This is a genomic window from Shewanella sp. Isolate13, assembly GCF_022398325.1.
Classification (GTDB): domain Bacteria; phylum Pseudomonadota; class Gammaproteobacteria; order Enterobacterales; family Shewanellaceae; genus Shewanella.
Window position 1 is genome coordinate 126,500 of the sequence record NZ_JAKEVD010000006.1, and the last position, 22,398, is coordinate 148,897.

The window sequence follows — 22,398 nt, forward strand, 5'->3', positions numbered from 1 at the left end:
ACGGGCCCGCAGCGAGGGTATTGTCTGTCTTGACTTAAAGGTCAAGAAGCAGACGAGTTGGATCTTCAAGGAAGTCTTTAATAGCAACCAAGTAACCAACTGATTCACGTCCATCTACAATACGGTGATCGTAAGAAAGTGCGAGGTACATCATAGGCAGGATTTCAACCTGACCATTTACTGCCATAGGGCGATCTTTAATGGCATGCATGCCTAAGATTGCGCTTTGTGGCAAATTCAAGATTGGCGTTGACATCAATGAGCCAAACACACCACCGTTAGTCACGGTGAAGTTACCGCCAGTCATATCATCAACAGTTAACTTACCGTCACGACCTTTAATCGCGAGTTCACGAACGTTACGCTCGATATCGGCAAGGCTCATCTTGTCTGTGTCACGCAAAACTGGTGTCACAAGGCCACGAGGAGTCGATACTGCGATGCTTACATCAAAATAGTTGTGATAAACAATATCATCACCATCGATTGATGCGTTTACTTCTGGGAAGCGCTTAAGTGCTTCGGTTACAGCCTTCACGTAGAAAGACATGAAACCAAGGCGAATACCATGGCGCTTCTCGAAAATCTCTTGATATTGCTTACGAATATCCATGATTGGCTTCATGTTAACTTCGTTAAACGTAGTCAGCATTGCCGTTGAGTTTTTCGCTTCAAGCAAGCGATTAGCGATCGTCTTACGCAAACGTGTCATAGGTACACGCTTCTCGCTACGTTCAGCAAGTGGTGCAACAGCAGCTGGCGCAGGAGCACTCGCAGCCGCGGCTGCAGGCTTGTTCTTAACGAATGCTTCAACGTCTTCTTTAGTGATGCGACCACCCACTCCAGTACCTTTAACGGCACTTGGGTCAACATTATGCTCAGCGATAAGACGGCGAACAGATGGGCTCAGTGCGTCATTTGACTCATCAGATGACTCGCTTGTTGGTGTAACCGCTTCAGCTTCAGCTTTAGTCACTTCTTGACCCGCAACCGCGCCAGCAACAAAGTTTGCGATAACAGCTTCACCAAGAACGGTGTCACCTTCCTCGGCTAAAAACTCAGAAATTTGACCATCTTCAGGCGCTACAACTTCAAGTACAACTTTATCAGTTTCAATATCAACAAGGATTTGATCACGAGAAACTTGCTCGCCAGCTTGAACATGCCAAGTAGCAATGGTTGCATCTGCAACTGATTCTGGCAGTACGGGTACCTTAATTTCGATACTCATGGATTACGATCCTTTTTATAAATGTTCTATTACTACAGCTTTAACGCACTGTTGATTAATGATTCTTGTTGCTGAGCATGCAATGTAGGGTAACCACATGCTGGCGCAGCTGACGCTTCACGGCCCGCATAGCTCAACTGAGCTCCTGCTGGAATGACGCTCCAGAAATGGTGTTGACTACAATACCAAGCACCTTGGTTTTGCGGCTCTTCTTGACACCAAACGAAATCTTTAACATGGGCATAATCGGCAAGGGCTGCTTGCGCTTCCTCATGTGGGAACGGATACAACTGTTCAACACGGATTAGCGCGACATTCTCTAAGCCTTCTTTACGACGACGCTCTAGCAGCTCAAAGTAAACCTTTCCGCTACAAAATACGACTCTATCCACTTTACTTGCATTTAATTCATCAATTTCGCCAATAATGTTCTGGAATGAGCCTTCAGCAAGCTCTTCCATACTAGAAACGGCTAGTGGATGACGCAGTAATGACTTTGGTGACATAACCACTAAAGGACGACGCATTGGGCGTACGACCTGACGACGCAGCATGTGGTAAACCTGCGCTGGCGTAGATGGCACACACACTTGCATATTGTGGTTAGCACAAAGCTGTAGGAAACGTTCTAAACGGGCACTCGAGTGCTCAGGCCCCTGACCTTCATAACCATGAGGCAATAACATAGTCAGACCACATAGACGGCCCCACTTCTGCTCACCCGATGATAGGAATTGGTCAATAACCACTTGGGCACAGTTAGCAAAATCACCAAATTGTGCTTCCCAAAGCGTTAATCCGCCAGGCTCTGCTGTCGCATAGCCATATTCGAACGCTAATACTGAGGCTTCAGAAAGCACCGAGTCAGTAATATCGATTGGGCCCTGCTCATCGGCAATGTTGCGAAGTGGCATATAAGCGGTTGCATCATTTTGGTTATGCAGCACCGCATGACGGTGGAAGAAAGTACCGCGACCAGAGTCTTGACCCGTTATGCGTATGCGCTTCTTGTCTTCAAGAATCGATGCATAAGCTAATGTCTCTGCAAAGCCCCAATCAAGCAACTTCTCACCAGCAGCCATCGCAAGACGGTCTTTGTAGATCTTAGCAACGCGAGACTGTAGCTTATGGCTTTCTGGTACATAGCTGATCTTCTCTGCTAGCTGCTTGATTCGATCAATCGGCAGCTGTGCTTGATATGCATCGTTCCAATCTGCACCGATATATGGGCTCCAATCGACTGAATGCAATGTCATTGGACGCCATTCTTTAACTACACAGTCTCCGCCATCTAGCGCATCACGGTAGTCGTTCACCATAGCCGTCACTTCATCGCTCGCTAAAGTCGTTTCAGCAATCAGTCTATCGGCATAGATCTTTCTTGGTGTTGGGTGTTTCTTGATTTTGGCGTACATCAGAGGCTGAGTCGCACTAGGCTCATCGGCTTCGTTATGACCATGACGGCGATAACAAACCAGATCAATCACCACATCACGCTTAAATTCGTTGCGATAATCAACGGCAAGTTGAGAGACAAAAGCAACGGCTTCTGGGTCATCTGCATTGACGTGGAAAATAGGCGCCTGCACCATCTTAGCTATATCGGTACAGTACTCGGTCGAACGCACGTCTTCGGTTAAGTTAGTGGTGAAACCTACTTGGTTGTTAACGACGATTCGTATGCTGCCACCCACTCTAAACGCACGAGTTTGAGACATGTTAAATGTTTCTTGAACAATACCTTGTCCCGTAATTGCCGAGTCACCATGAATGGTAATCGGCATCACTTGGCGACCCGTATCGCAGCCTCGACGGTCTAGACGAGCACGGACCGACCCCATAACCACAGGGTTAACAATCTCAAGATGAGAGGGGTTAAACGCTAGTGCTAAGTGAACATTTCCGCCTGGCGTTTCAAAGTCTGATGAGAAACCTTGGTGATATTTCACGTCACCAGAACCATTGAGTGCATCGCTGTGTTTACCAGCAAATTCGTCGAACAGTTCAGAAGGTTTTTTACCTAGGATGTTTACCAGTACGTTTAAACGACCGCGGTGCGCCATACCGATAACCACTTCTTTGGTACCCGCATCGCCAGCGCGATAGATGATTTCACGCATCATAGGAACAAGTGCATCACCGCCTTCTAATGAGAAACGCTTAGCACCTGGGAACTTAGCGCCTAGGTATTTTTCCATACCTTCAGCAGCATTAAGTCCTTCAAGAATTCGAGTCTTATCTTCTTTTGAGTAGTTTGCAGCACCGAGAGAAGGTTCAAGACGTTGCTGGATCCAGCGTTTCTCATCGGTGTCGGTAATGTGCATGTACTCAGCACCGATAGAACCACAATAGGTTGCTTTCAATGCTTTTACTAAGTCCACCAGCTTCATGGTTTCGCCACCATGAGCAAATGAACCCGTATTAAACTGACGCTGCATATCATCGCTATCTAAGCCATGAAAAGCGGGATCCAATTCAGAAACCTTTTCACGCTTCCAAATTTCAAGCGGATCTAAGTTAGCATTCTGATGACCGCGGAAACGGTGAGCGTTAATTAACTGTAGGACTTTTACTTGTTTTGCATCGACCTCAGGATCGGTCACCTTAGGCGAACCTTTCTGACGTCCTTCTAATGCAAGACTACGAAAATAGTCACGTACTTTAGAGTGGGCAGCTTCTGGTACATCAGCCGATGTGCCATTAACTAGAGGGAGGTTATCAAACACGACACGCCAGTCTTCAGTTACCGACTGCGGATCTTCTTGATAGGCTTCATACATCTCTTCTACATAGGTCGAATTCGCACCATTGAGATGAGATGATTCGAGCCAGGCTTTCATGATGCCTTGGTGCATTTCTATTCCTTTCAAACTGTATACACGTGCTTAGCCAAAGTCATAAATACAGATCGTTTGAGCTAACCCAAATTATCTGTAATCTCTGTAGCCCCTAGAGTTCCAGATTATCGTTATATTCGTCTTCCATGACACAAAAAAGAGCCACTCTCCACAGGGAAAGTGACTCCTATAGAGCTATATCAATATCGGCTCTTGGTACTGCATTTAAACGGCTCTCTTCAGAAGCATAGACTTAATATGTCCAATTGCTTTTGTTGGATTAAGCCCTTTAGGACAAACGTCCACACAGTTCATGATGCCGTGGCAGCGGAAGACGCTATAAGCATCATCTAATCCAGATAAACGCTCCTCGGTTGCGGTATCACGGCTATCGATTAGGAAACGATAAGCATGTAGCAAACCACTAGGACCAATGAATTTATCTGGGTTCCACCAGAACGAAGGACAAGCCGTAGAACAACATGCACACATGATGCACTCATAAAGTCCATCTAAGTGCTCACGATCTTCAGGTGATTGTAGATGTTCACGCGCAGGCGTTTTTTCATCATTAATCAAGAAAGGCTTAATCTTTTCATACTGGGTATAAAACTGAGTGAGGTCGACAATCAAATCACGTACTACTGGCATGCCAGGTAGTGGACGGATTTCAATCTTTTTACCTTGGAAGGTCGAAACGGGGGTAATACACGCAAGCCCGTTTTTACCGTTCATGTTAATACCATCACTACCACACACGCCTTCACGGCAAGAGCGTCTAAAAGCCAGTGTTGGATCTAACTCTTTAAGCTTTAAAAGTGCATCCAGTACCATCATGTCAGTACCTTCTTGAACTTCTAAGCTGTAATCCTTCATATACGGCTTCGTATCTACATCAGGATTGTAGCGATAAACTGCAAATTCCAATTTCATCGTGGCTTCTCCTTAGTAAGTACGCTTGATAGGCGGGAATGCGTCACGAAGCTTAGGCTCCATGTTGACATCTCGCTTCGTCATCTGCTCTGTCACTGGGTCATAGATGCTATGACATAACCAGTTCTCATCATCTCGGTCTAAGAAATCTTCACGAGAGTGAGCACCGCGACTTTCGGTACGGAAGTTAGCCGCTGTCGCTGTCGCAATCGCAGTCGCCATCAAGTTATCTAACTCTAAGCACTCAATACGTTGAGTATTAAATTCAGTTGAGTTATCTGAAAGCTTGGCATTGGCTAGACGTTCGCGAATCGCTTTAAGCTCTTTAAGGCCCTCAGCCATCGCATCACCACTTCTAAATACAGAGAAGTTAAGTTGCATACAAAGCTGTAGGTCCTTACGGATAACTGCTGGGTCTTCGCCATCCTTGTTGCTTTCCCAACGGTTTAAACGCGTCAGAGAAGCATCAATCTCGGCTTGGCTCGCCTCTTTTGGTGTTGGCGTTTCATCTAACGCCTTACCTAAGTGCTGACCAGCTGCTCGACCAAATACTACAAGATCTAACAATGAGTTACCACCCAATCGGTTAGCTCCGTGTACCGAAACGCACGCAATTTCACCAACTGCAAATAAGCCGATTACATCTTCTTCGCTGCCATCACTATTCTGGCGAACAACCTGGCCGCTCACTTTTGCTGGTAGGCCGCCCATCATGTAGTGACACGTAGGAAGAACAGGAATAGGACCATCGGCAGGATCGATATGAGCGAACGTGCGCGACAATTCACAAACACCAGGCAGACGAGCTTCTAGGGTTTCTTTACCTAAATGGTCAAGCTTAAGCAAACAGTGCGGTCCAAGAGGGCCATCGAGACCACGACCTTCACGAATTTCAGTCATCATAGAGCGTGCTACCACGTCACGTGATGCCAAGTCCTTCGCATTTGGCGCGTAACGCTCCATGAAGCGCTCGCCGTCTTTGTTCAGCAGGTATCCACCTTCACCACGACAACCTTCGGTGACCAAAACACCCGCGCCAGCAATACCCGTTGGGTGGAACTGCCACATTTCCATGTCTTGCATCTGAACGCCAGCACGCATCGCCATACCAACGCCGTCACCAGTGTTAATATGCGCGTTAGTGGTTGATGCATAAATACGCCCTGCACCACCCGTTGCTAAGATGGTTGCTTTCGCTTTGAAATAAACGATTTCGCCAGTTTCAATTTCAATTGCAGTACAACCAACAATCACACCGTCTTCATTTTTAACTAAGTCGAGTGCATACCACTCTGAAAAGACTTCAGTTTTATGCTTAACGTTTTGCTGATAAAGGCAGTGAAGTAATGCATGACCTGTACGGTCTGCTGCCGCTGCAGTTCGTGCAGCCTGTTCACCACCAAAGTTTTTAGACTGGCCACCAAATGGACGTTGGTAAATTTTACCATTGTCGAAACGTGAGAACGGTAAACCCATATGCTCAAGCTCAATCACCGCTTCTGGGCCAGTTTTACACATAAACTCAATCGCTTCTTGGTCACCGATAAAATCGGAACCTTTCACGGTATCGTACATATGCTGTTCCCAGTGATCTTCATGGGCGTTACCTAGTGCAACGGTAATACCACCCTGTGCAGATACAGTATGAGAACGAGTTGGGAATACTTTAGATAAAAGCGCACAGCTCTTACCTTCTTTAGAGATCTGTAAAGCGGCACGCATACCGGCGCCACCAGCACCGATTACAACCGCGTCAAATTCGCGAACTGGAATACCCACTTAAACACCCCACACAATCAAAATGCCAGCGGCCAAATAACAGAAGGCGGCGATGACAAAAACAAACTGAAGTACACCACGTAGAGAAACACACTTAACGTAATCCGTTAGCACCTGCCAGATACCGATCCAGGCGTGAACTAATACCGCTACGAGTGCGAGTAGTGTGAAAACTTTCATTGGCAATGTGCTAAACAAACCATGCCATGCGTCATAAGTTAGTGGAGAGCTACATGCGATAAACCCAACCAAAAAAATGGTGTAACAGGCTAGGACTACTGCACTTGCACGTATAAGAATAAAGTCATGGACACCGCTGCGACCAAGACTTGCTGCGTTAGTTACCATACCCAAATCCCCGCAATGATTGAAAACACTACTGCCAATGCAATAGCGACTTTAGCCGAAGTTACACCAGAAGAGAGTTCTTCCCAGTAGCCAGCATCCATCACTAAGTGGCGAATACCCACTATCAAGTGATAACCCAGCGCGGTGAGAATTCCCCAGACGATGAACTTAACGATAAAGTTATCAAAGAGAGATTGGACGCCAGCAAAACTTTCTGGAGAAGCTAATGATTCATTAAGCAACCAGATAAGGATACCGACGGCAAACAGCATGATGACACCCGATACACGATGAAGAATGGACGCGATCGCTGTTGCAGGGAAGCGTATGGTCTGCAGATCTAAATGGACAGGTCTTTGCTTTTTCACGTTCTGCTCACTCTGCTCAATTGAGCTAATTTTTGTTATATGAACCGCTTTCGCTTAAATTCCAATCAGTGATTTAGATCACGGTTTGAAACTTTCACAAAAGAAAACTTGAAACAAACATTTAACAATTTAGCTAGCACTAATTAAGTATGTAAAAAAGTGATAACTAACTGGCAATGTATGCAGCTCTTCTGAGCTGCGGCAAGTATACGTGGGTGAAATGTCAAATACAAACATCACATTATGCAAATTTAGTTTTTTTGGTAAAAAATTCTACCAAGCCTCTGATGCGACAAGTGGTTAAGGCCATTTAAGACCATGGTCTAACAAATTTAAACGCTTATTTAAATTGAAATGTGATCTAGATTCACTGTAAAGTAATCATGTTTGATAAGCCGCACTCAATAAGAATGAAGTAAGGAGAATGGGGTATGGCTGATAATATAGCCACATTAGAACTACCAGGGAATGATTCAATCGAACTGCCTATTAAAGAAGGTACGGCAGGATTTGATGTAATCGACATCAGTAAACTAGGTAGCAAAGGTTACTTTACTTTCGATCCAGGATTTCTAGCGACCGGATCGTGTGAATCTGCAATTACTTACATCGATGGAGAGAAAGGCGTACTGCTGCACCGCGGTTACCCAATCGATCAGCTAGCAGAAGAGTCTGACTATTTAGATTTATGTTATTTATTGCTTTATGGTGAGCTTCCAAATAAAGCAGAATACGAAAAATTCGTATACACAGTTAAGACACACACCATGGTAAATGAGCAACTTGCTAGCTTCTTTAGAGGCTTTAGACGTGATGCTCACCCAATGGCGATGCTATGTGGCGTAACCGGTGCCCTTTCTGCTTTCTACCAAGACTCTTTGGATGTGAATGATGAGCGTCATCGTGAAATTGCTGCATACCGCTTAGTCTCAAAAATGCCAACAATCGCCGCTATGTGTTACAAGTATTCAATCGGTCAACCGTTTGTCTACCCGCGTAACGATTTAAGCTATGCCGGTAACTTCCTAAGCATGATGTTTGGTGTGCCATGTGAAGAGTACAAGGTTAACCCAATCGTAGAACGCGCGATGGATCGTATCTTTATCCTACACGCTGACCACGAGCAAAATGCCTCTACTTCTACGGTACGCCTTGCAGGCTCTTCAGGTGCGAATCCATTTGCATGTATTGCTGCAGGTATTGCGTCACTATGGGGCCCCGCTCACGGCGGTGCTAACGAAGCATGCTTGAATATGCTTGAAGAGATTGGCACAGTCGATCGTATTCCAGAGTTTATCGAGCGCGCTAAAGATAAAGAAGATCCGTTCCGTCTAATGGGCTTCGGTCATCGTGTTTACAAAAACTTCGACCCTCGCGCAAAAGTGATGCGTGAAACCTGTCATGAAGTACTTGCTGAACTTAAAGTGAATGATCCCCTACTCGATGTGGCGATGGAGCTTGAGCGTATCGCACTAGAAGATGAGTATTTCGTCTCTAAGAAGCTTTATCCAAATGTTGATTTCTACTCAGGGATCATCATGAAGGCCATCGGTATTCCTACAAGCATGTTCACCGTTCTGTTCGCCCTTGCGCGTACTGTCGGCTGGATTGCCCACTGGAAAGAGATGTTGGATCAGCCTGGTCACAAGATCAGTCGTCCTCGCCAGCTTTATACTGGTGTTCCTAAGCGTGATTTTATCGATAAAGATAAACGCGATTAATAGGATAACTAAAACGTAGTTAATCTAACCTCGTCACTTAGGCTAAGCTCACGTTCATTATTAAAAAGCACTCATTGAGTGCTTTTTTTATGCTCACAAAAAGCCAATACACCTCAAATAAAATTCATCATGAAATTCGCTAAAATAGAGATCAATAATCGATTTCTGCGCAAAACTCCCCCTCACGAATCCAATAAAGTGGGCTAATAGGTACACAAAAGTACCAATAGTAGCAGTTACAACGACATCAGCATTGGCTTTCGTCTGATAACCGTTTCGCTAAACAAGCCTAAACATCCCGCTTCAAGATAACGGTGAAGATCATAATAGTGCCCCCGCCACACTTGTTAAAAAAACTAACATCTGTAACTTTTCGCTACATTATTCGTAATAAATACCACTCCACTATCAAGCGCAACAGTAAGTCATTGAATTTAAAAGATATAAATATTGGCACACATAATGCTTTATCAAGCCTATCGGAAAATCGAATAAAGGTCGGCCTACATGGAAGCGTTAACTAAAAAAACAATCATTCTACCTCTGCTGCTAGCAACACTATTAACCGCCTGTGGCGAACAAGAACAAGCTAAAGAGGAGGAAAAGTACGCAGTGCCTGTGGAAACAGCCACTGTGATCCAAGGCGATGTTTCCTCTTTCTATAGCACCACAGCAACACTGGAAGCACCTCAAGAAGCAAAAGTTGTCACCCGAGTTGCAGGACTTATTCAAGCACTTGAAGTCGAAGAAGGTGACAGAGTTAAGAAGGGGCAGCTGTTGGCGGTTATCGACTCTAAAAGGCAGAAGTTTGAGTTAGACCGCTCTCAAGCCGAAGTTGAGATCATCGAGCAGGAATTAAATCGTCTTAAGAAAATAAGCAATAAAGAATTCTTCAGCGCCGATTCGATGGCGAAATTGGAATATAACCTACAGGCCGCCATGGCTAAACGCGATCTAGCCGCACTTTATGTCCAAGAGAGCATGATCCGCTCGCCTATCGATGGTGTTATCGCGACCCGCTTCGTCAAGTCTGGCAATATGGCGAAAGAGTTTGACGAGCTATTTTACGTAATCAATCAAGACGAACTCTACGGCATAGTGCATTTACCGGAGCAACAACTTCAGCACCTTCGCCTAGGTCAAGACGCCGAAATTTTTGCTAACAAGCATACGCAACAAACGACCCACGCGACTGTATTGCGGATAAGTCCGATTGTTGATGCGCAAAGCGGTACCTTTAAAGTAACGCTTTCTGTACCGAACCAAGATGCGACTCTAAAAGCGGGCATGTTTACCCGAGTCGAGCTCAAGTACGACACTCATAACAACGTAATTACCGTGCCTTACAACGCAATAATAAACCAAGATAATGAGTTTGCGCTCTATGTTATCGATGGTGAGAACGCCAACCGCCGCGCTGTCTCCCTCGGTTATCGAGAAGCCGATACTGTAGAAGTCGTTGCGGGGATCGAACCTGGCGAACAAATTGTGATCCGCGGTCAACAAAACCTCAAAGATAAATCCTTAGTTGAAGTCATCAACTCCGTAGACCTAGCGTCAGCTAAATAAGCAAAGGAATACGTTATGTCTATTATAAAAACGGCGGTTAATCGACCGGTAACGGTATGGATGTTTATGTTTGCGGTGATCCTTTTCGGCATGGTGGGTTTCTCCCGCCTTGCAGTCAAACTACTACCCGACCTGAGTTACCCCACCATCACCATTCGTACTCAATATGTGGGTGCAGCGCCAGTAGAAGTCGAGCAGTTGGTCTCGAAGCCAATCGAAGAAGCGGCGGGTATTGTAAAGGGGCTTAGGAAAATCAGCTCAATTTCTCGCTCTGGCATGTCTGATGTAGTGCTGGAATTTGAATGGGGCACCGACATGGATATGGCGAGCTTAGATGTGCGAGAAAAGCTCGATACCATAGAGTTGCCGCTCGATGTTAAAAAACCATTATTACTAAGGTTTAATCCTAATCTCGATCCTATCGTTCGTTTAGCGCTATCGGTCCCTGAAACCACGGAAGGTGCAAGCGATGGTATGAGCGAGACAGAGCTAAAACAGATGCGAACCTATGCCGAGGAGGAGCTTAAGCGTCAACTTGAGTCTCTTACAGGCGTTGCCGCAGTCAGACTTTCTGGTGGTCTACAACAAGAGGTGCATATTCAGCTTAACCAACAAAAGCTAACTCAGCTTAATTTAAGCGCCGATCTTATTCGTAACCGCATTGCCGAAGAAAATATCAATCTGTCGGCGGGTAAAGTGATCCAAGGCGACAAAGAGTACTTAGTCCGCACCCTTAATCAGTTCAACTCTTTGGACGAGCTTGGCCAGATAGTGATCTACCGTGATGAGCAGACCTTAGTACGCCTATTTGAAGTGGCGCAAATTGTCGATGCCTATAAGGAACGCAATGACATCACCCGTATTGGAGATAAAGAGTCCATTGAGCTGGCGATCTACAAAGAAGGTGATGCCAATACCGTTGCCGTGGCTCAAAAAGTCACAGCAGAGCTTAATAAGCTCAATGAGCATAACGCCAAGGCAGAGCTGAAAGTCATCTATGATCAGTCAGAGTTTATCGAAAGTGCCGTCAACGAAGTCACCACCGCAGCCCTGATCGGTAGCCTGCTATCTATGCTCGTCATCTACCTGTTCCTTAGGGATATTGTACCAACCCTGATTATCTCAATCTCTATTCCGTTCTCGGTCATTGCCACCTTTAACATGATGTATTTTGCCGATATCAGCCTTAACATCATGTCGCTAGGAGGAATTGCCTTAGCAGTAGGTCTCTTGGTCGATAACGCCATCGTAGTGCTTGAAAATATTGACCGCTGTAAATCCCTTGGCATGAACAGGCTCGAAGCCGCCGTGACCGGCACAAAAGAGGTCGCTGGCGCTATCTTCGCCTCCACCCTCACCACGCTTGCCGTATTTGTGCCTCTCGTGTTTGTCGATGGCGTTGCAGGTGCATTGTTTTCAGACCAAGCATTAACGGTGACCTTCGCCCTGCTCGCTTCATTGCTAGTGGCGTTAACCACCATCCCTATGCTTGCCTCTCGTGAAGGCTTTAAGGCACTGCCCCCTTTATTGGAAAAGACGGCAAAACCGAAACCTGAAACCAAGATGGCTAAACTCAAGCATTACAGTGCCACCGTATTCTCTTTCCCCTTTGTGCTGCTGTTTAACTATCTACCAAGCGCACTATTGACCTTAGTGCTGCTCATTAGCCGTAGCCTGTCTTGGTTGATGGGGCTTATCATGCGCCCGATTAGCGGCGCCTTTAATTGGGCTTATCACAAGTTAGAGCGCTTCTATCACAAACTGTTGGCTGCGGCGCTTAAGTTTAAGGTACTGACATTATCAATTGCGATTATGGTGACCGCAGGAGCGGCCCTGTTAATTCCACGCCTTGGCATGGAGCTTATTCCGCCAATGAATCAAGGAGAGTTCTATGTTGAGGTACTATTGCCGCCAGGAACCGAAGTCACCCAAACCGATAGAGTCCTGCGCACCCTCGCACTGTCGATTAAAGATAGAGATGATGTCAAACACGCCTATAGTCAGGCGGGTAGCGGCGGTTTAATGACCTCTGATACTTCACGAGGGGGTGAGAACTGGGGGCGCTTACAAGTGGTGCTTCGCGATCACAGCGCTTTTGATGCCGTAGCCGATAAGCTACGTACCACAGCAATGCGCATTCCAGAACTTGAAGCCAAGGTGCAGCACCCTGAGTTATTTAGCTTTAAAACGCCGCTGGAGATTGAGCTAGTCGGTTATGATTTAGGTCAGCTTAAACAAACTGCCGACAACTTAGTCGATGCCCTGTCTGACTCAGACCGCTTTGCCGATATCAATACCAGCCTACGTGACGGTCAGCCAGAACTGAGTATTCGCTTTGATCATGAACGATTAGCAGCACTGGGTATGGACGCACCAACGGTTGCGAACCGCATTGCTCAGCGTATTGGCGGCACGATTGCCAGTCAGTATACGGTGCGAGATCGTAAAATTGATATCTTGGTACGCAGTGAGCTCGATGAGCGTAACCAAATTAGTGATATCGACTCGATGATCATCAATCCCAATAGTAGTCATCCGATCTCACTGAGCGCCGTTGCAGATGTGAGTTTAAAGCTAGGTCCATCGGCAATTAACCGTATTAGCCAGCAACGTGTGGCCATAGTGTCTGCAAACTTAGCCTACGGTGATTTAAATGACGCCGTACTCACCGCTCGTGAGATCTTGGCTAATCAAACACTGCCAACCTCAATTCAAGCTCGCTTCGGTGGTCAAAATGAGGAGATGGAGCACTCATTTAAGTCATTGCAAATCGCACTGGTACTAGCGGTATTTCTCGTATACCTAGTCATGGCGAGCCAGTTTGAGTCCTTACTGCATCCGCTACTGATCTTAATCGCCGTCCCTATGGCGGTCGGCGGCAGTATTTTAGGCCTTTATATTACCCAGACCCACTTAAGTGTAGTGGTATTTATTGGCCTTATTATGCTGGCGGGAATTGTGGTCAACAACGCCATCGTACTGGTCGATAGAATTAACCAACTGCGTCAAAATGGCGAAGATAAGCTTACTGCAATCTCTAACGCGGCTAAATCGCGTCTGCGCCCGATCATCATGACCACCATGACTACCGCACTTGGCCTATCTCCTATGGCACTAGGCCTTGGTGATGGTAGCGAAGTGAGAGCGCCGATGGCGATTACGGTGATTTTCGGTCTATCATTATCAACGCTGCTGACTTTAGTTGTGATCCCTGTGCTTTATGCCCTCTTTGATAGAAAGGAGTTTGATAGAAAAGACTCAGACATGGGTCTTGAAGGAGGCCAAGCATGAATATCACCCGCTTCGCCATTGCAAGGCCTGTAACGACCACGATGTTTTTTGTGGCAATACTGCTGTTTGGGCTCGCTTCTAGTCGATTATTGCCGCTAGAGATGTTCCCTGGCATCGATATTCCACAAGTGATTGTTGAGGTGCCCTATAAAGGCTCCACCCCTTCAGAGGTGGAGCGTGACATCACCAATGTACTGGAGGAGTCGTTAGCCACCATGGGCGGCATTGAGGAGCTACGCTCAAGCTCCTCACAAAATGGCGCTGAAATTGAACTAAGAATGAAGTGGGGAGAGAACGTCGCCACTAAGAGCTTAGAGGCCAGAGAGAAAGTCGATGCGGTGCGTCACTTATTGCCTAAAGATGTGGAGCGAGTGTTTATCAGGCAGTTCAGTACCGCCGATATGCCGGTGCTTAATTTACGAATTTCAAGCGACCGCGAGCTATCCAGTGCATTCGATCTACTCGATAAGCAGCTTAAAAAACCACTGGAACGTGTAGAAGGGGTATCGCAAGTCACCCTTTATGGTGTCGAACAAAAGCAGATTGAAATTCGTATTAATGCCGACAAACTGGCATCGAGCAATATTTCGGTTCAAGCCCTTAACCGCCGCTTACAGCAAGAAAACTTTGTCATTAACGCTGGCGTGCTAAAAACCGACTCTCGCGTCTATCAAGTATCGCCCAAGGGGGAGTTTAGAAATTTAGATGACATCGCTGCGTTGGTGTTAGCGCCAGGGATCACCTTAGGCGATATCGCCAATATCACCTTCTCTTTGCCAGAGCGCTTAGATGGTCGTCACTTAGATCAAAATTACGCCGTTGGTTTAGATGTGTTTAAAGAGTCGGGTGCTAATCTGGTCGATGTATCCGAACGGGTGATGAAGGTTATCGAAGAAGCTAAGCAGGACTCACAGTTTGAAGGTATTAAGCTGTTTGTCATGGAAGATCAGGCCTATGGGGTGACCTCTTCCTTGCGCGATCTACTTGCCGCGGGTCTGATAGGTGCTTTGCTTTCTTTCATTGTTCTATATCTGTTCCTTCGCGACCTTAAGATGACCTTAGTAATCGTGTCATCGGTGCCGATTGCTATCTGTATGACATTAGCGGCAATGTACTTTTTAGGTTATAGCCTCAATATTTTGTCAATGATGGGATTATTACTTGCTGTGGGCATGCTGATCGACAACGCGGTGGTGGTCACCGAAAGCGTACTTCAAGAGAAGCAAGCTAAAGTCGATGGCCTAAACAATCTTGAGCATGTAAGCCAAAGTGACAACACGGCTATACTGCGAGGGGTCGATAAGGTCTCATTGGCAGTACTGGCCGGTACCATGACAACGGCAATTGTATTTTTACCTAACATATTTGGCGTAAAAGTTGAGTTAACGATTTTCTTGGAGCATGTGGCGATTGCTATCTGTATCTCCCTCGGCGCTTCATTGTTAGTCGCAAAAACATTGCTACCCTTGATGCTAAGTAAGATGACATTCTCGTTAAGTAAGCGAACGAAAGAAAGCTCACTACAAACTCGCTACCAAACGAGCCTAAATTGGATCTTGGCTCATCCGCGAATTTCAGGTGTATTAGCTATCGTCCTCTTAGCTTCCACCGCCCTACCATTAAGCATGGTCAAACAGGACCAGTCTGATGGTGAAGGCAATAATCGTCTATACATCAACTATCAGGTGGAAGGCCGTCACAGCTTAGATGTCACAGAAGCGATGATCACTAAGATGGAAACTTATCTCTATGCCAATAAAGATAAGTTCCAGATAGACTCGGTATACAGTTACTTCTCGGCCGACAGAGGTCAATCGACTCTGATCTTAAAAGAGGACACCGAAGTCGATATGAAGGCGCTGAAGAAAACCATACGGGAAGGTTTTCCAAAATTTGCTATCGCCAAGCCGCAATTTGGCTGGGGCGGAGAAAACAACGGCGTTCGCGTCTCCCTCACAGGTCGCTCGACCACAGAGTTAATTCACCTTAGCGAACAAGTCATCCCGCTGCTCAGTAATATCGATGGCCTCACCGATGTGCGCTCAGAGTTAAATGGCGCCCAGCAAGAGGTGGTGATCCGTATCGACCGCCAAATGGCAGCAAGACTGGATTTAAAACTCAGTGAAGTGGCCTCTAGTATCTCTATGGCGCTAAGAGGCACACCGCTACGCTCATTTCGTCATGATCCTAGTGGTGAACTGCGGATCGAGATGGCGTTTGAGCAGCAATGGCGCTTATCACTGGAAAAACTAAAACAGCTGCCAGTGATCCGAATCGACAATCGAGTCTATACCTTAGACAGTTTAGCCAAAGTCGAAATTTTACCTAGGTTTGACACCATTCGCCATTACGACAGACAGACAGCTCTATCGATTGGAGCCAACTTAGATGAGCTAACCACAGAGGAAGCACAGGAGAAGATCACTCAAGTGATGGATAACGTTAACTTCCCGGCAGGTTACGGTTACTCGCTAAGAGGCGGCTTTCAAAAGCAAGATGAAGATGAAGCGGTCATGGCCACCAATATGATATTGGCTATTGCGATGATCTACATCGTCATGGCCGCCCTGTTTGAATCACTGCTGCTGCCCACGGCGATTATCACCTCGATTCTATTCTCTATTACCGGCGTATTTTGGGCACTACTATTTACTGGTACCCCCATGTCAATAATGGCGATGATAGGCATTTTGATCTTGATGGGGATAGTCGTGAATAACGGTATCGTATTAGTGGATCAAATCAATCAGCTTTCACCTGAGCTAGATAAGCTATCTGAAACCATTAGTGCCGTGTGTTTCACTCGATTGCGCCCAGTGCTTATGACAGTAGGAACCACAGTACTAGGCTTAGTCCCCTTAGCTATGGGGGATACGCAGCTCGGCGGTGGCGGTCCATCATACTCGCCGATGGCGATTGCGATTATCGGCGGCCTCACCTTCTCAACCGTCACTAGCCTGTATTTGGTGCCCTTGTGTTATCAAGCCCTTTATAGAATACGCCACAACAGCGCGATTCGCCTTGGACAAGCCGACAGGTTTTCAAGGAGGCTATTACCTTGGATGAGCTAGTGGTGATTGCTGCAAGTGAGCTCCTGCCCGTTAGCTCGGGCTAGCTCTTGACTATTATTAGGACGCAGCTCATGGCTATTACTAGGGAGCAGCTCATGGCTGTTATGAATACGCTGTGATCTATGGGAGCCAGCTTAAGACTTTTAAACTTGAGCTGGCGATTCTCTAACACATTACCATTTATAGCCAAGGTCTACTCGATCCTTGGCTCTTTTCATTTATTTTCCGCTCTTTATCCGCAAAACAGCACAGCTACGCCTGCCCTTCCTTGCAAGTATTTTACTCTCTAAAAAGTGTATCACTTTTGAAACAATATAAGCCTCTGAAAACACTCAATATAAATCCAGACAGCCGATACCTGTTACACCTTTCGCGACCAAATGAATATAACCAATTGAATTATAAGGAATAAATTGTTGGCACTATATATGTATTAAATCAGTACAAACAATGCGATGAATGAGGTATCTATTATGAAAACTCGCAATAAACCTCGATTCTCACTCTTACCTATGTTCGCTGCTTTACTCGCGGTGGGGCTTCCGATGGCAGCTAATGCATTATCGGGCGCCATTTTCACCACCACAGAAGATGGCGGCATAGTCAATGAGAATGTGAGGTATGGCAGTAAACTCGAAGTCTATCTTGATGGTGGACCTCGGATGAATGCGCCCGCCTCTGCCGCAGCACTTCCTGACGGCAATTACTATTTCCAAGTCACCGACCCTAGCGGTAAAAAACTCCTCTCTCTAGACCCTGTTATCTGCCGTGAGGTAAAAATCACCAATGGTGTCATCACCGAATACCTAGGCGATGGGCGAAGCTACCAGAATAAGGGAAAAGAGGTCTCTTGTACTGAGTTCCCGACCAATGGTAACAAAACCACAACAGTTCACGCATTTAATCCCGACATGGATCACGGTGGTGCCCCTCTCTACGCCATGGTCATTCAGCTCTACCCCTATGCAGACACTCCCAACAAAGGCGGCGTCTATAAGGCATGGATGACCCCCGTCGATAACTATGGCGCAGTAAATGAAGGCTTTCATGGCTTTATCCCGCGCTACTCCAAAACCGACAACTTTAAGGTCAAAGAGAAAAAGCCTCAGTACGGTATTATCGCACTGCGTAACTACCACGATGCTAACTTAAACTGTCGTTTAGACCTAGGCGAGAAGTTTATCTGGCAATGGCAATACGGTATTGAAGATGGCCTAAATGTTCGTAATGACGATAACACCAATGATGAGTCAACGGGCGACCCAACCACTATCTTACTTAAAGAAGCCTTAGGACAGCTCAATGATCTTTGGTCTTTAGACCACTTCAGGTGGACCGAACATCAAGATAAGAACCTTAATAGTCAATACTTCACTACCTCCGGTTATGTCCATGACTACCAAGCATTTAGCTCATTAAATACCGGACCTGAGGATCCTAGCCTTTGGGATGGCGATGACCCGAACGATTTTATTCAGCGCTTCGTGATGGAGATGCCTTGTCCCGATCTGTTTGATGACGGCCTAGCGCCACATACCAGTAATGAGTTCTCAGACTTTATTCCTACTGCCTTAGGTGTCGAGTCTCTAGTGGATAGCGACCCGCAAATCACTATCACCTTAAGCCAAGTTGGTTTTGCCAATATCAAGGTGAAGAAAATCTTTGATACTAACAATAACGGTATCCAAGATGGCAATGAAGTTGGGCTAGCCAACTGGCCAGTTCGACTAAAATATGCCCCAAGCTTACTGGAATCTAATGGTGGCCCTATCCCGGATACAATCAGCAGTACGGTTAATGCCGATGTGTATGCCGAAGTGGTTGCACGTTTTGGACTCACTGCAGATCCGATCCTAGAGAACGGCTATGCAAACCGAATGACAGATGCCAACGGTGAAATGACCTTTAGCGTATTACTACCTAATGGTTATGGGGATGCACCGCTAACTCAGTACCCTTCTGACTTCTATCAGGTAGAAGAAGCCACGGCGCAAGGTTGGATGGCGACATCAAGTATCACCATAGAGTTTGACGTGCGATCTGAAGCCAGCGGTCCAGACGGTCGATTACCACCTATTATGGGTAACGCTTATCTAGACAATAGCAACAACCCACTCGATGATGTGGTATTTACCAATATCTGTTTTAATGAGGCGAGTTTCGGTACTAAGGGTTATTGGCATAACAAGAATGGCCTAGGCGAAATGGAGACAGCCTTTGTCACAAGTTATATCAATACGTTAGATCCTTATGACAGTGAAACCAGCTACTTTGGTAAGGGCGATGAGCCATTTGACGGTGAATTTTCCGACGGAACAGATGTCGATCCCGCCTACAAAAATGACTCCATCACAGACGGGATCTCAGCAGGTGCGGGTACGGTCAAAGCCGAGGTGTCACATTTCTTAATTGATAGCAATGGCGGCGGCGATCCAAGAGAGCAGCTCGCACAGCAACTACTGGCATTCTTATTCAATATTGAGTATCGCCTAGGTGGGGATGCCGTGTTGATGATGCCAGGTGGTGGCACTATGTCTACCGCAGATATCGTTTCAGCTGCAATTAGCGCATGGCAAGGTACAGATGCCGCGGCGCAAAATCACTACAAGACCTTGCTAGATACCTTTAACAACATGAAAGTTGCCGATGGTAACGGTGTTAAGTACGTACCAAGCGATCCTAGTCAGTGCCCAGCACTTCCTAGTCCATACTAGTACCACCTATAGCTCAAGGATGAGCTTTACTTCATGCTCGGTCCGAGTCAGATAAGCTAGGCTCCCATTCTGACCAGACACCAAAAATGACAAAATATTGCCACGTGTCAACAACGTGGCACTTTTAGCTCCCTATCGGCTTGCGTTCCGCCAAATCCTACCTAAAATTTATACAACAATAGTTCGCCATTGAGGGCACTGACACTGAGTTTCTCTAAGGGAGAACCGTGAACAAATTCCAACATAAAAAGCCTATTGCTTGTAGAGAGCTCCTCGTACTTGACCTCACTGGTGAGTTTTTGGGCTATGAACAAGAGCTCAAAGCGTATCATTGGCACAGCATCCTCGCCACAACCCTTCCGAGCGCAAATAAAGCTGTGCGAGATTATAATTTTCATGTTGCCATTGCAGTGTTATCTAAAAAAAACCAGCAACGGGTGCTCAGCAGCATTAATGAGATAAACCAGCGTCAGCAAAACATTATCTGGGTAGCCGTGTTAATAGATATCGATGCGGTGGACACAAACCTCACTTCTAGTCTCCCCTACTATTTTACCGACTATCATCATCTTCCCATCGACTGGAACCACCTTACCCAAACATTGGGTCATGCGTACGGTATGGCACTATTGAAACAGAAGGATCAAAGTAGTTGCTGTCATATAAGTCAGAAAATGCCGCTGTTGGGTGACTCTCATTTGATCAATAAACTAAGAGATAACATTACTAAGGTTGCAGCATCAGACGAAGCGGTATTGATCAGCGGTGAAACGGGGACAGGCAAAGGCCTATGCGCTCATCTTATTCATAGCCTATCTGATCGAAAAAGAGGCCCTTTTATCACCATCAACTGTGGAGCCTTACCTCAAAGCTTGATCCATTCAGAGTTATTTGGTCACGAGAAAGGCGCCTTTACCGGTGCAGACAAACAATACATAGGGCATATAGAGAGAGCCAATAAGGGCACGCTATTTTTAGATGAGATAGGCGATCTGACATTAGAGTCTCAAGTGAACCTGTTACAGTTTCTCGAAGAGCATATCATCGAGCGTCTCGGTGGCAACAGGAACATTGCCATTGATTGCCGAATCATCTTTGCTTCCCATGTTAATCTTGAAACCGCTGTCGAAGAGGGAAGATTTCGAGAAGATCTCTATTATCGTATCAATATACTACGCCTACACGCGCCGAGCCTTAGAGAGCATAAAGAGGACATTCCACTGCTAGCGAATGAGTACCTTGAGCTGTTCGCTCCAGAACATCACAAATTCACCTTGGGCTCAAAGGCGCTGGATACCATGCTCAGTTATGAATGGCCCGGTAACGTGAGAGAGCTTAAGAACCGTATACATAGAGCCATTATCATGGCAAACAGTAATCAATTAAGCGCAGCAGATTTAGGAATTAAAATCACCAATTTAAAGCCCGATGAAAACGATGTGGTTGATTTGGCTCAGCATAGAGTGGTGATCGATACCGAGCTGCTACTCGATGCTATCAAGCGTAATAACCACAATATCTCTGCGGCGGCACGTGAGCTTAAGATATCAAGAACCACCTTTTACCGTTTAATTAAGAAATGCAAAATTAAACTCTAGAGATGGCTTCTCGAGACCATTTGATTAGCCGAGGAACCCCACGATGTTAAGATATAAACGATTACCGATCGCGTTATTACTGACTCCCTTGTTACTTACAGGCTGTCAGCCTCAGGATAACGCAGAATTGCAAAAGGAAATGGCATCACTCAAGCAGGAAATAACCCAGCTGAAAAAAGAGGTGAGTACGGTAGGGAACCAAGTTAAAGACATTCATACCATTGCGATGCGATCGCAAAAACCGCAATACAAAACCTTACCAACACAGCCAAACTTTAATGAAGATGGTAAACTGCCTTCACTTGGGGATGCCACAGCTCAGTTGGCAATTATCGAGTTTTCTGACTACCAATGCCCTTACTGTAAACGTTTTATCGATCAAACATTCACTAAGCTAAAATCCAATTATATCGATACTGGCAAGGTCCAATATCTAACTCGCGACTTTCCTCTGAACTTTCACCCTAAGGCAAAGGGCGCCGCTATTGCTGCAAACTGCAGTCTACAACAGAATGCCTACTGGCCAATGCGCGACTCTCTGTTCAAGAACATGAAGCAACTCGATGATGAACTCTACCAACAAACCGCCAGCAATCTCTCATTAGATATGACTAAGTTTGCTGACTGCCTGCTCGATGAGACCATCTCTAGCAAAGTGCAGCAAGATGTCGCTTACGGCTCCTCTTTAGGGATCCGGGGGACACCAAGCTTCGTAATTGGTAGAGTCGAGAACGGTCAATTGCTCTCACCCAAGCTGGTTGTCGGTGCCCAGAATTATCAAACTTTCGCGATATTGCTCGACGAACTACTCGCCAATTCTCAAAAAAATAACTAGCAAACCTTAAATTCATAAATCTATCGCAACACTCAACAAATCCAGCTTAAAACATATAATACCAATATTGGGCCACAGCCCATTATTGGTATTAGCTCCTCAC

General features: G+C 46.0%; 13 protein-coding genes. 7 read left to right on the top strand and 6 right to left on the bottom strand.

From position 1 onward, the window contains the following. Positions 1-34: 34 nt before the first annotated feature. From odhB to sdhC, 6 genes are all read right to left on the bottom strand, one after another. Positions 35-1,231 carry a 2-oxoglutarate dehydrogenase complex dihydrolipoyllysine-residue succinyltransferase gene (gene odhB / locus L1D44_RS06175; protein WP_239889330.1) on the bottom strand — a complete coding sequence of 399 codons (1,197 nt, stop codon included), beginning with the start codon at positions 1,229-1,231 and terminating at the stop codon, positions 35-37. A 32-nt stretch (positions 1,232-1,263) separates the two neighbouring features. Beyond that, a complete protein-coding gene (gene sucA / locus L1D44_RS06180) occupies positions 1,264-4,086 on the bottom strand; it encodes a 2-oxoglutarate dehydrogenase E1 component (RefSeq protein ID WP_239889331.1) in 2,823 nt (940 codons plus the stop codon). A 207-nt stretch (positions 4,087-4,293) separates the two neighbouring features. Then, entirely contained in the window at positions 4,294-5,001 is a 708-nt protein-coding gene (locus L1D44_RS06185) for a succinate dehydrogenase iron-sulfur subunit (protein ID WP_239889332.1), read from the bottom strand. 12 nt (positions 5,002-5,013) lie between these two features. Continuing rightward, entirely contained in the window at positions 5,014-6,780 is a 1,767-nt protein-coding gene (gene sdhA, locus L1D44_RS06190) for a succinate dehydrogenase flavoprotein subunit (RefSeq protein ID WP_220767624.1), read from the bottom strand. Next, entirely contained in the window at positions 6,781-7,128 is a 348-nt protein-coding gene (gene sdhD / locus L1D44_RS06195; RefSeq protein ID WP_239889333.1) for a succinate dehydrogenase, hydrophobic membrane anchor protein, read from the bottom strand. Next, positions 7,122-7,517 (bottom strand): succinate dehydrogenase cytochrome b556 subunit, encoded by a 396-nt coding sequence (sdhC, locus tag L1D44_RS06200; protein WP_220767676.1) that lies wholly within the window; start codon positions 7,515-7,517, stop codon positions 7,122-7,124. The genes sdhD and sdhC overlap by 7 nt, the downstream gene beginning before the upstream one ends. Positions 7,518-7,927: 410 nt before the next feature. On the opposite strand from sdhC, the gene L1D44_RS06205 reads away from it, so the two are divergent. From L1D44_RS06205 to L1D44_RS06235, 7 genes are all read left to right on the top strand, one after another. Then, positions 7,928-9,217, top strand: coding sequence for a citrate synthase (locus tag L1D44_RS06205; RefSeq protein WP_239889334.1), 1,290 nt, complete (start codon positions 7,928-7,930; stop codon positions 9,215-9,217). 507 nt (positions 9,218-9,724) lie between these two features. Next, positions 9,725-10,786: an efflux RND transporter periplasmic adaptor subunit gene (locus L1D44_RS06210; protein WP_239889335.1), complete on the top strand. Its 1,062-nt coding sequence runs from the start codon at positions 9,725-9,727 to the stop codon at positions 10,784-10,786. Between the two features lie 15 nt (positions 10,787-10,801). Continuing rightward, positions 10,802-14,077: an efflux RND transporter permease subunit gene (locus L1D44_RS06215; protein ID WP_239889336.1), complete on the top strand. Its 3,276-nt coding sequence runs from the start codon at positions 10,802-10,804 to the stop codon at positions 14,075-14,077. Then, positions 14,074-17,148, top strand: a complete 3,075-nt coding sequence (locus tag L1D44_RS06220; protein WP_239889337.1) for an efflux RND transporter permease subunit — start codon at positions 14,074-14,076, stop codon at positions 17,146-17,148. Before L1D44_RS06215 ends, L1D44_RS06220 begins: the two co-directional genes overlap by 4 nt. 473 nt (positions 17,149-17,621) lie before the next feature. Next, on the top strand, positions 17,622-19,862 hold the full coding sequence (locus L1D44_RS06225; RefSeq protein ID WP_239889338.1) for a hypothetical protein: 2,241 nt from the start codon (positions 17,622-17,624) through the stop codon (positions 19,860-19,862). 227 nt (positions 19,863-20,089) lie between these two features. Next, positions 20,090-21,460, top strand: coding sequence for a sigma-54 dependent transcriptional regulator (locus tag L1D44_RS06230; protein WP_239889339.1), 1,371 nt, complete (start codon positions 20,090-20,092; stop codon positions 21,458-21,460). Between the two features lie 43 nt (positions 21,461-21,503). After that, complete coding sequence (locus L1D44_RS06235; protein ID WP_239889340.1) at positions 21,504-22,295, top strand: thioredoxin domain-containing protein; 792 nt, start codon at positions 21,504-21,506, stop codon at positions 22,293-22,295. The last annotated feature ends 103 nt before the right edge of the window (positions 22,296-22,398 follow it).

Excerpts from the sequence above, each read along its gene's own strand:
- odhB (WP_239889330.1), bottom strand. The coding sequence starts at position 1,231 with ATGAGTATCGAAATTAAGGTACCCGTACTGCCAGAATCAGTTGCAGAT.
- sucA (WP_239889331.1), bottom strand. The coding sequence starts at position 4,086 with ATGCACCAAGGCATCATGAAAGCCTGGCTCGAATCATCTCATCTCAAT.
- L1D44_RS06185 (WP_239889332.1), bottom strand. The coding sequence starts at position 5,001 with ATGAAATTGGAATTTGCAGTTTATCGCTACAATCCTGATGTAGATACG.
- sdhD (WP_239889333.1), bottom strand. The coding sequence starts at position 7,128 with ATGGTAACTAACGCAGCAAGTCTTGGTCGCAGCGGTGTCCATGACTTT.
- L1D44_RS06205 (WP_239889334.1), top strand. The coding sequence starts at position 7,928 with ATGGCTGATAATATAGCCACATTAGAACTACCAGGGAATGATTCAATC.
- L1D44_RS06210 (WP_239889335.1), top strand. The coding sequence starts at position 9,725 with ATGGAAGCGTTAACTAAAAAAACAATCATTCTACCTCTGCTGCTAGCA.
- L1D44_RS06215 (WP_239889336.1), top strand. The coding sequence starts at position 10,802 with ATGTCTATTATAAAAACGGCGGTTAATCGACCGGTAACGGTATGGATG.
- L1D44_RS06220 (WP_239889337.1), top strand. The coding sequence starts at position 14,074 with ATGAATATCACCCGCTTCGCCATTGCAAGGCCTGTAACGACCACGATG.
- L1D44_RS06225 (WP_239889338.1), top strand. The coding sequence starts at position 17,622 with ATGAAAACTCGCAATAAACCTCGATTCTCACTCTTACCTATGTTCGCT.
- L1D44_RS06235 (WP_239889340.1), top strand. The coding sequence starts at position 21,504 with ATGTTAAGATATAAACGATTACCGATCGCGTTATTACTGACTCCCTTG.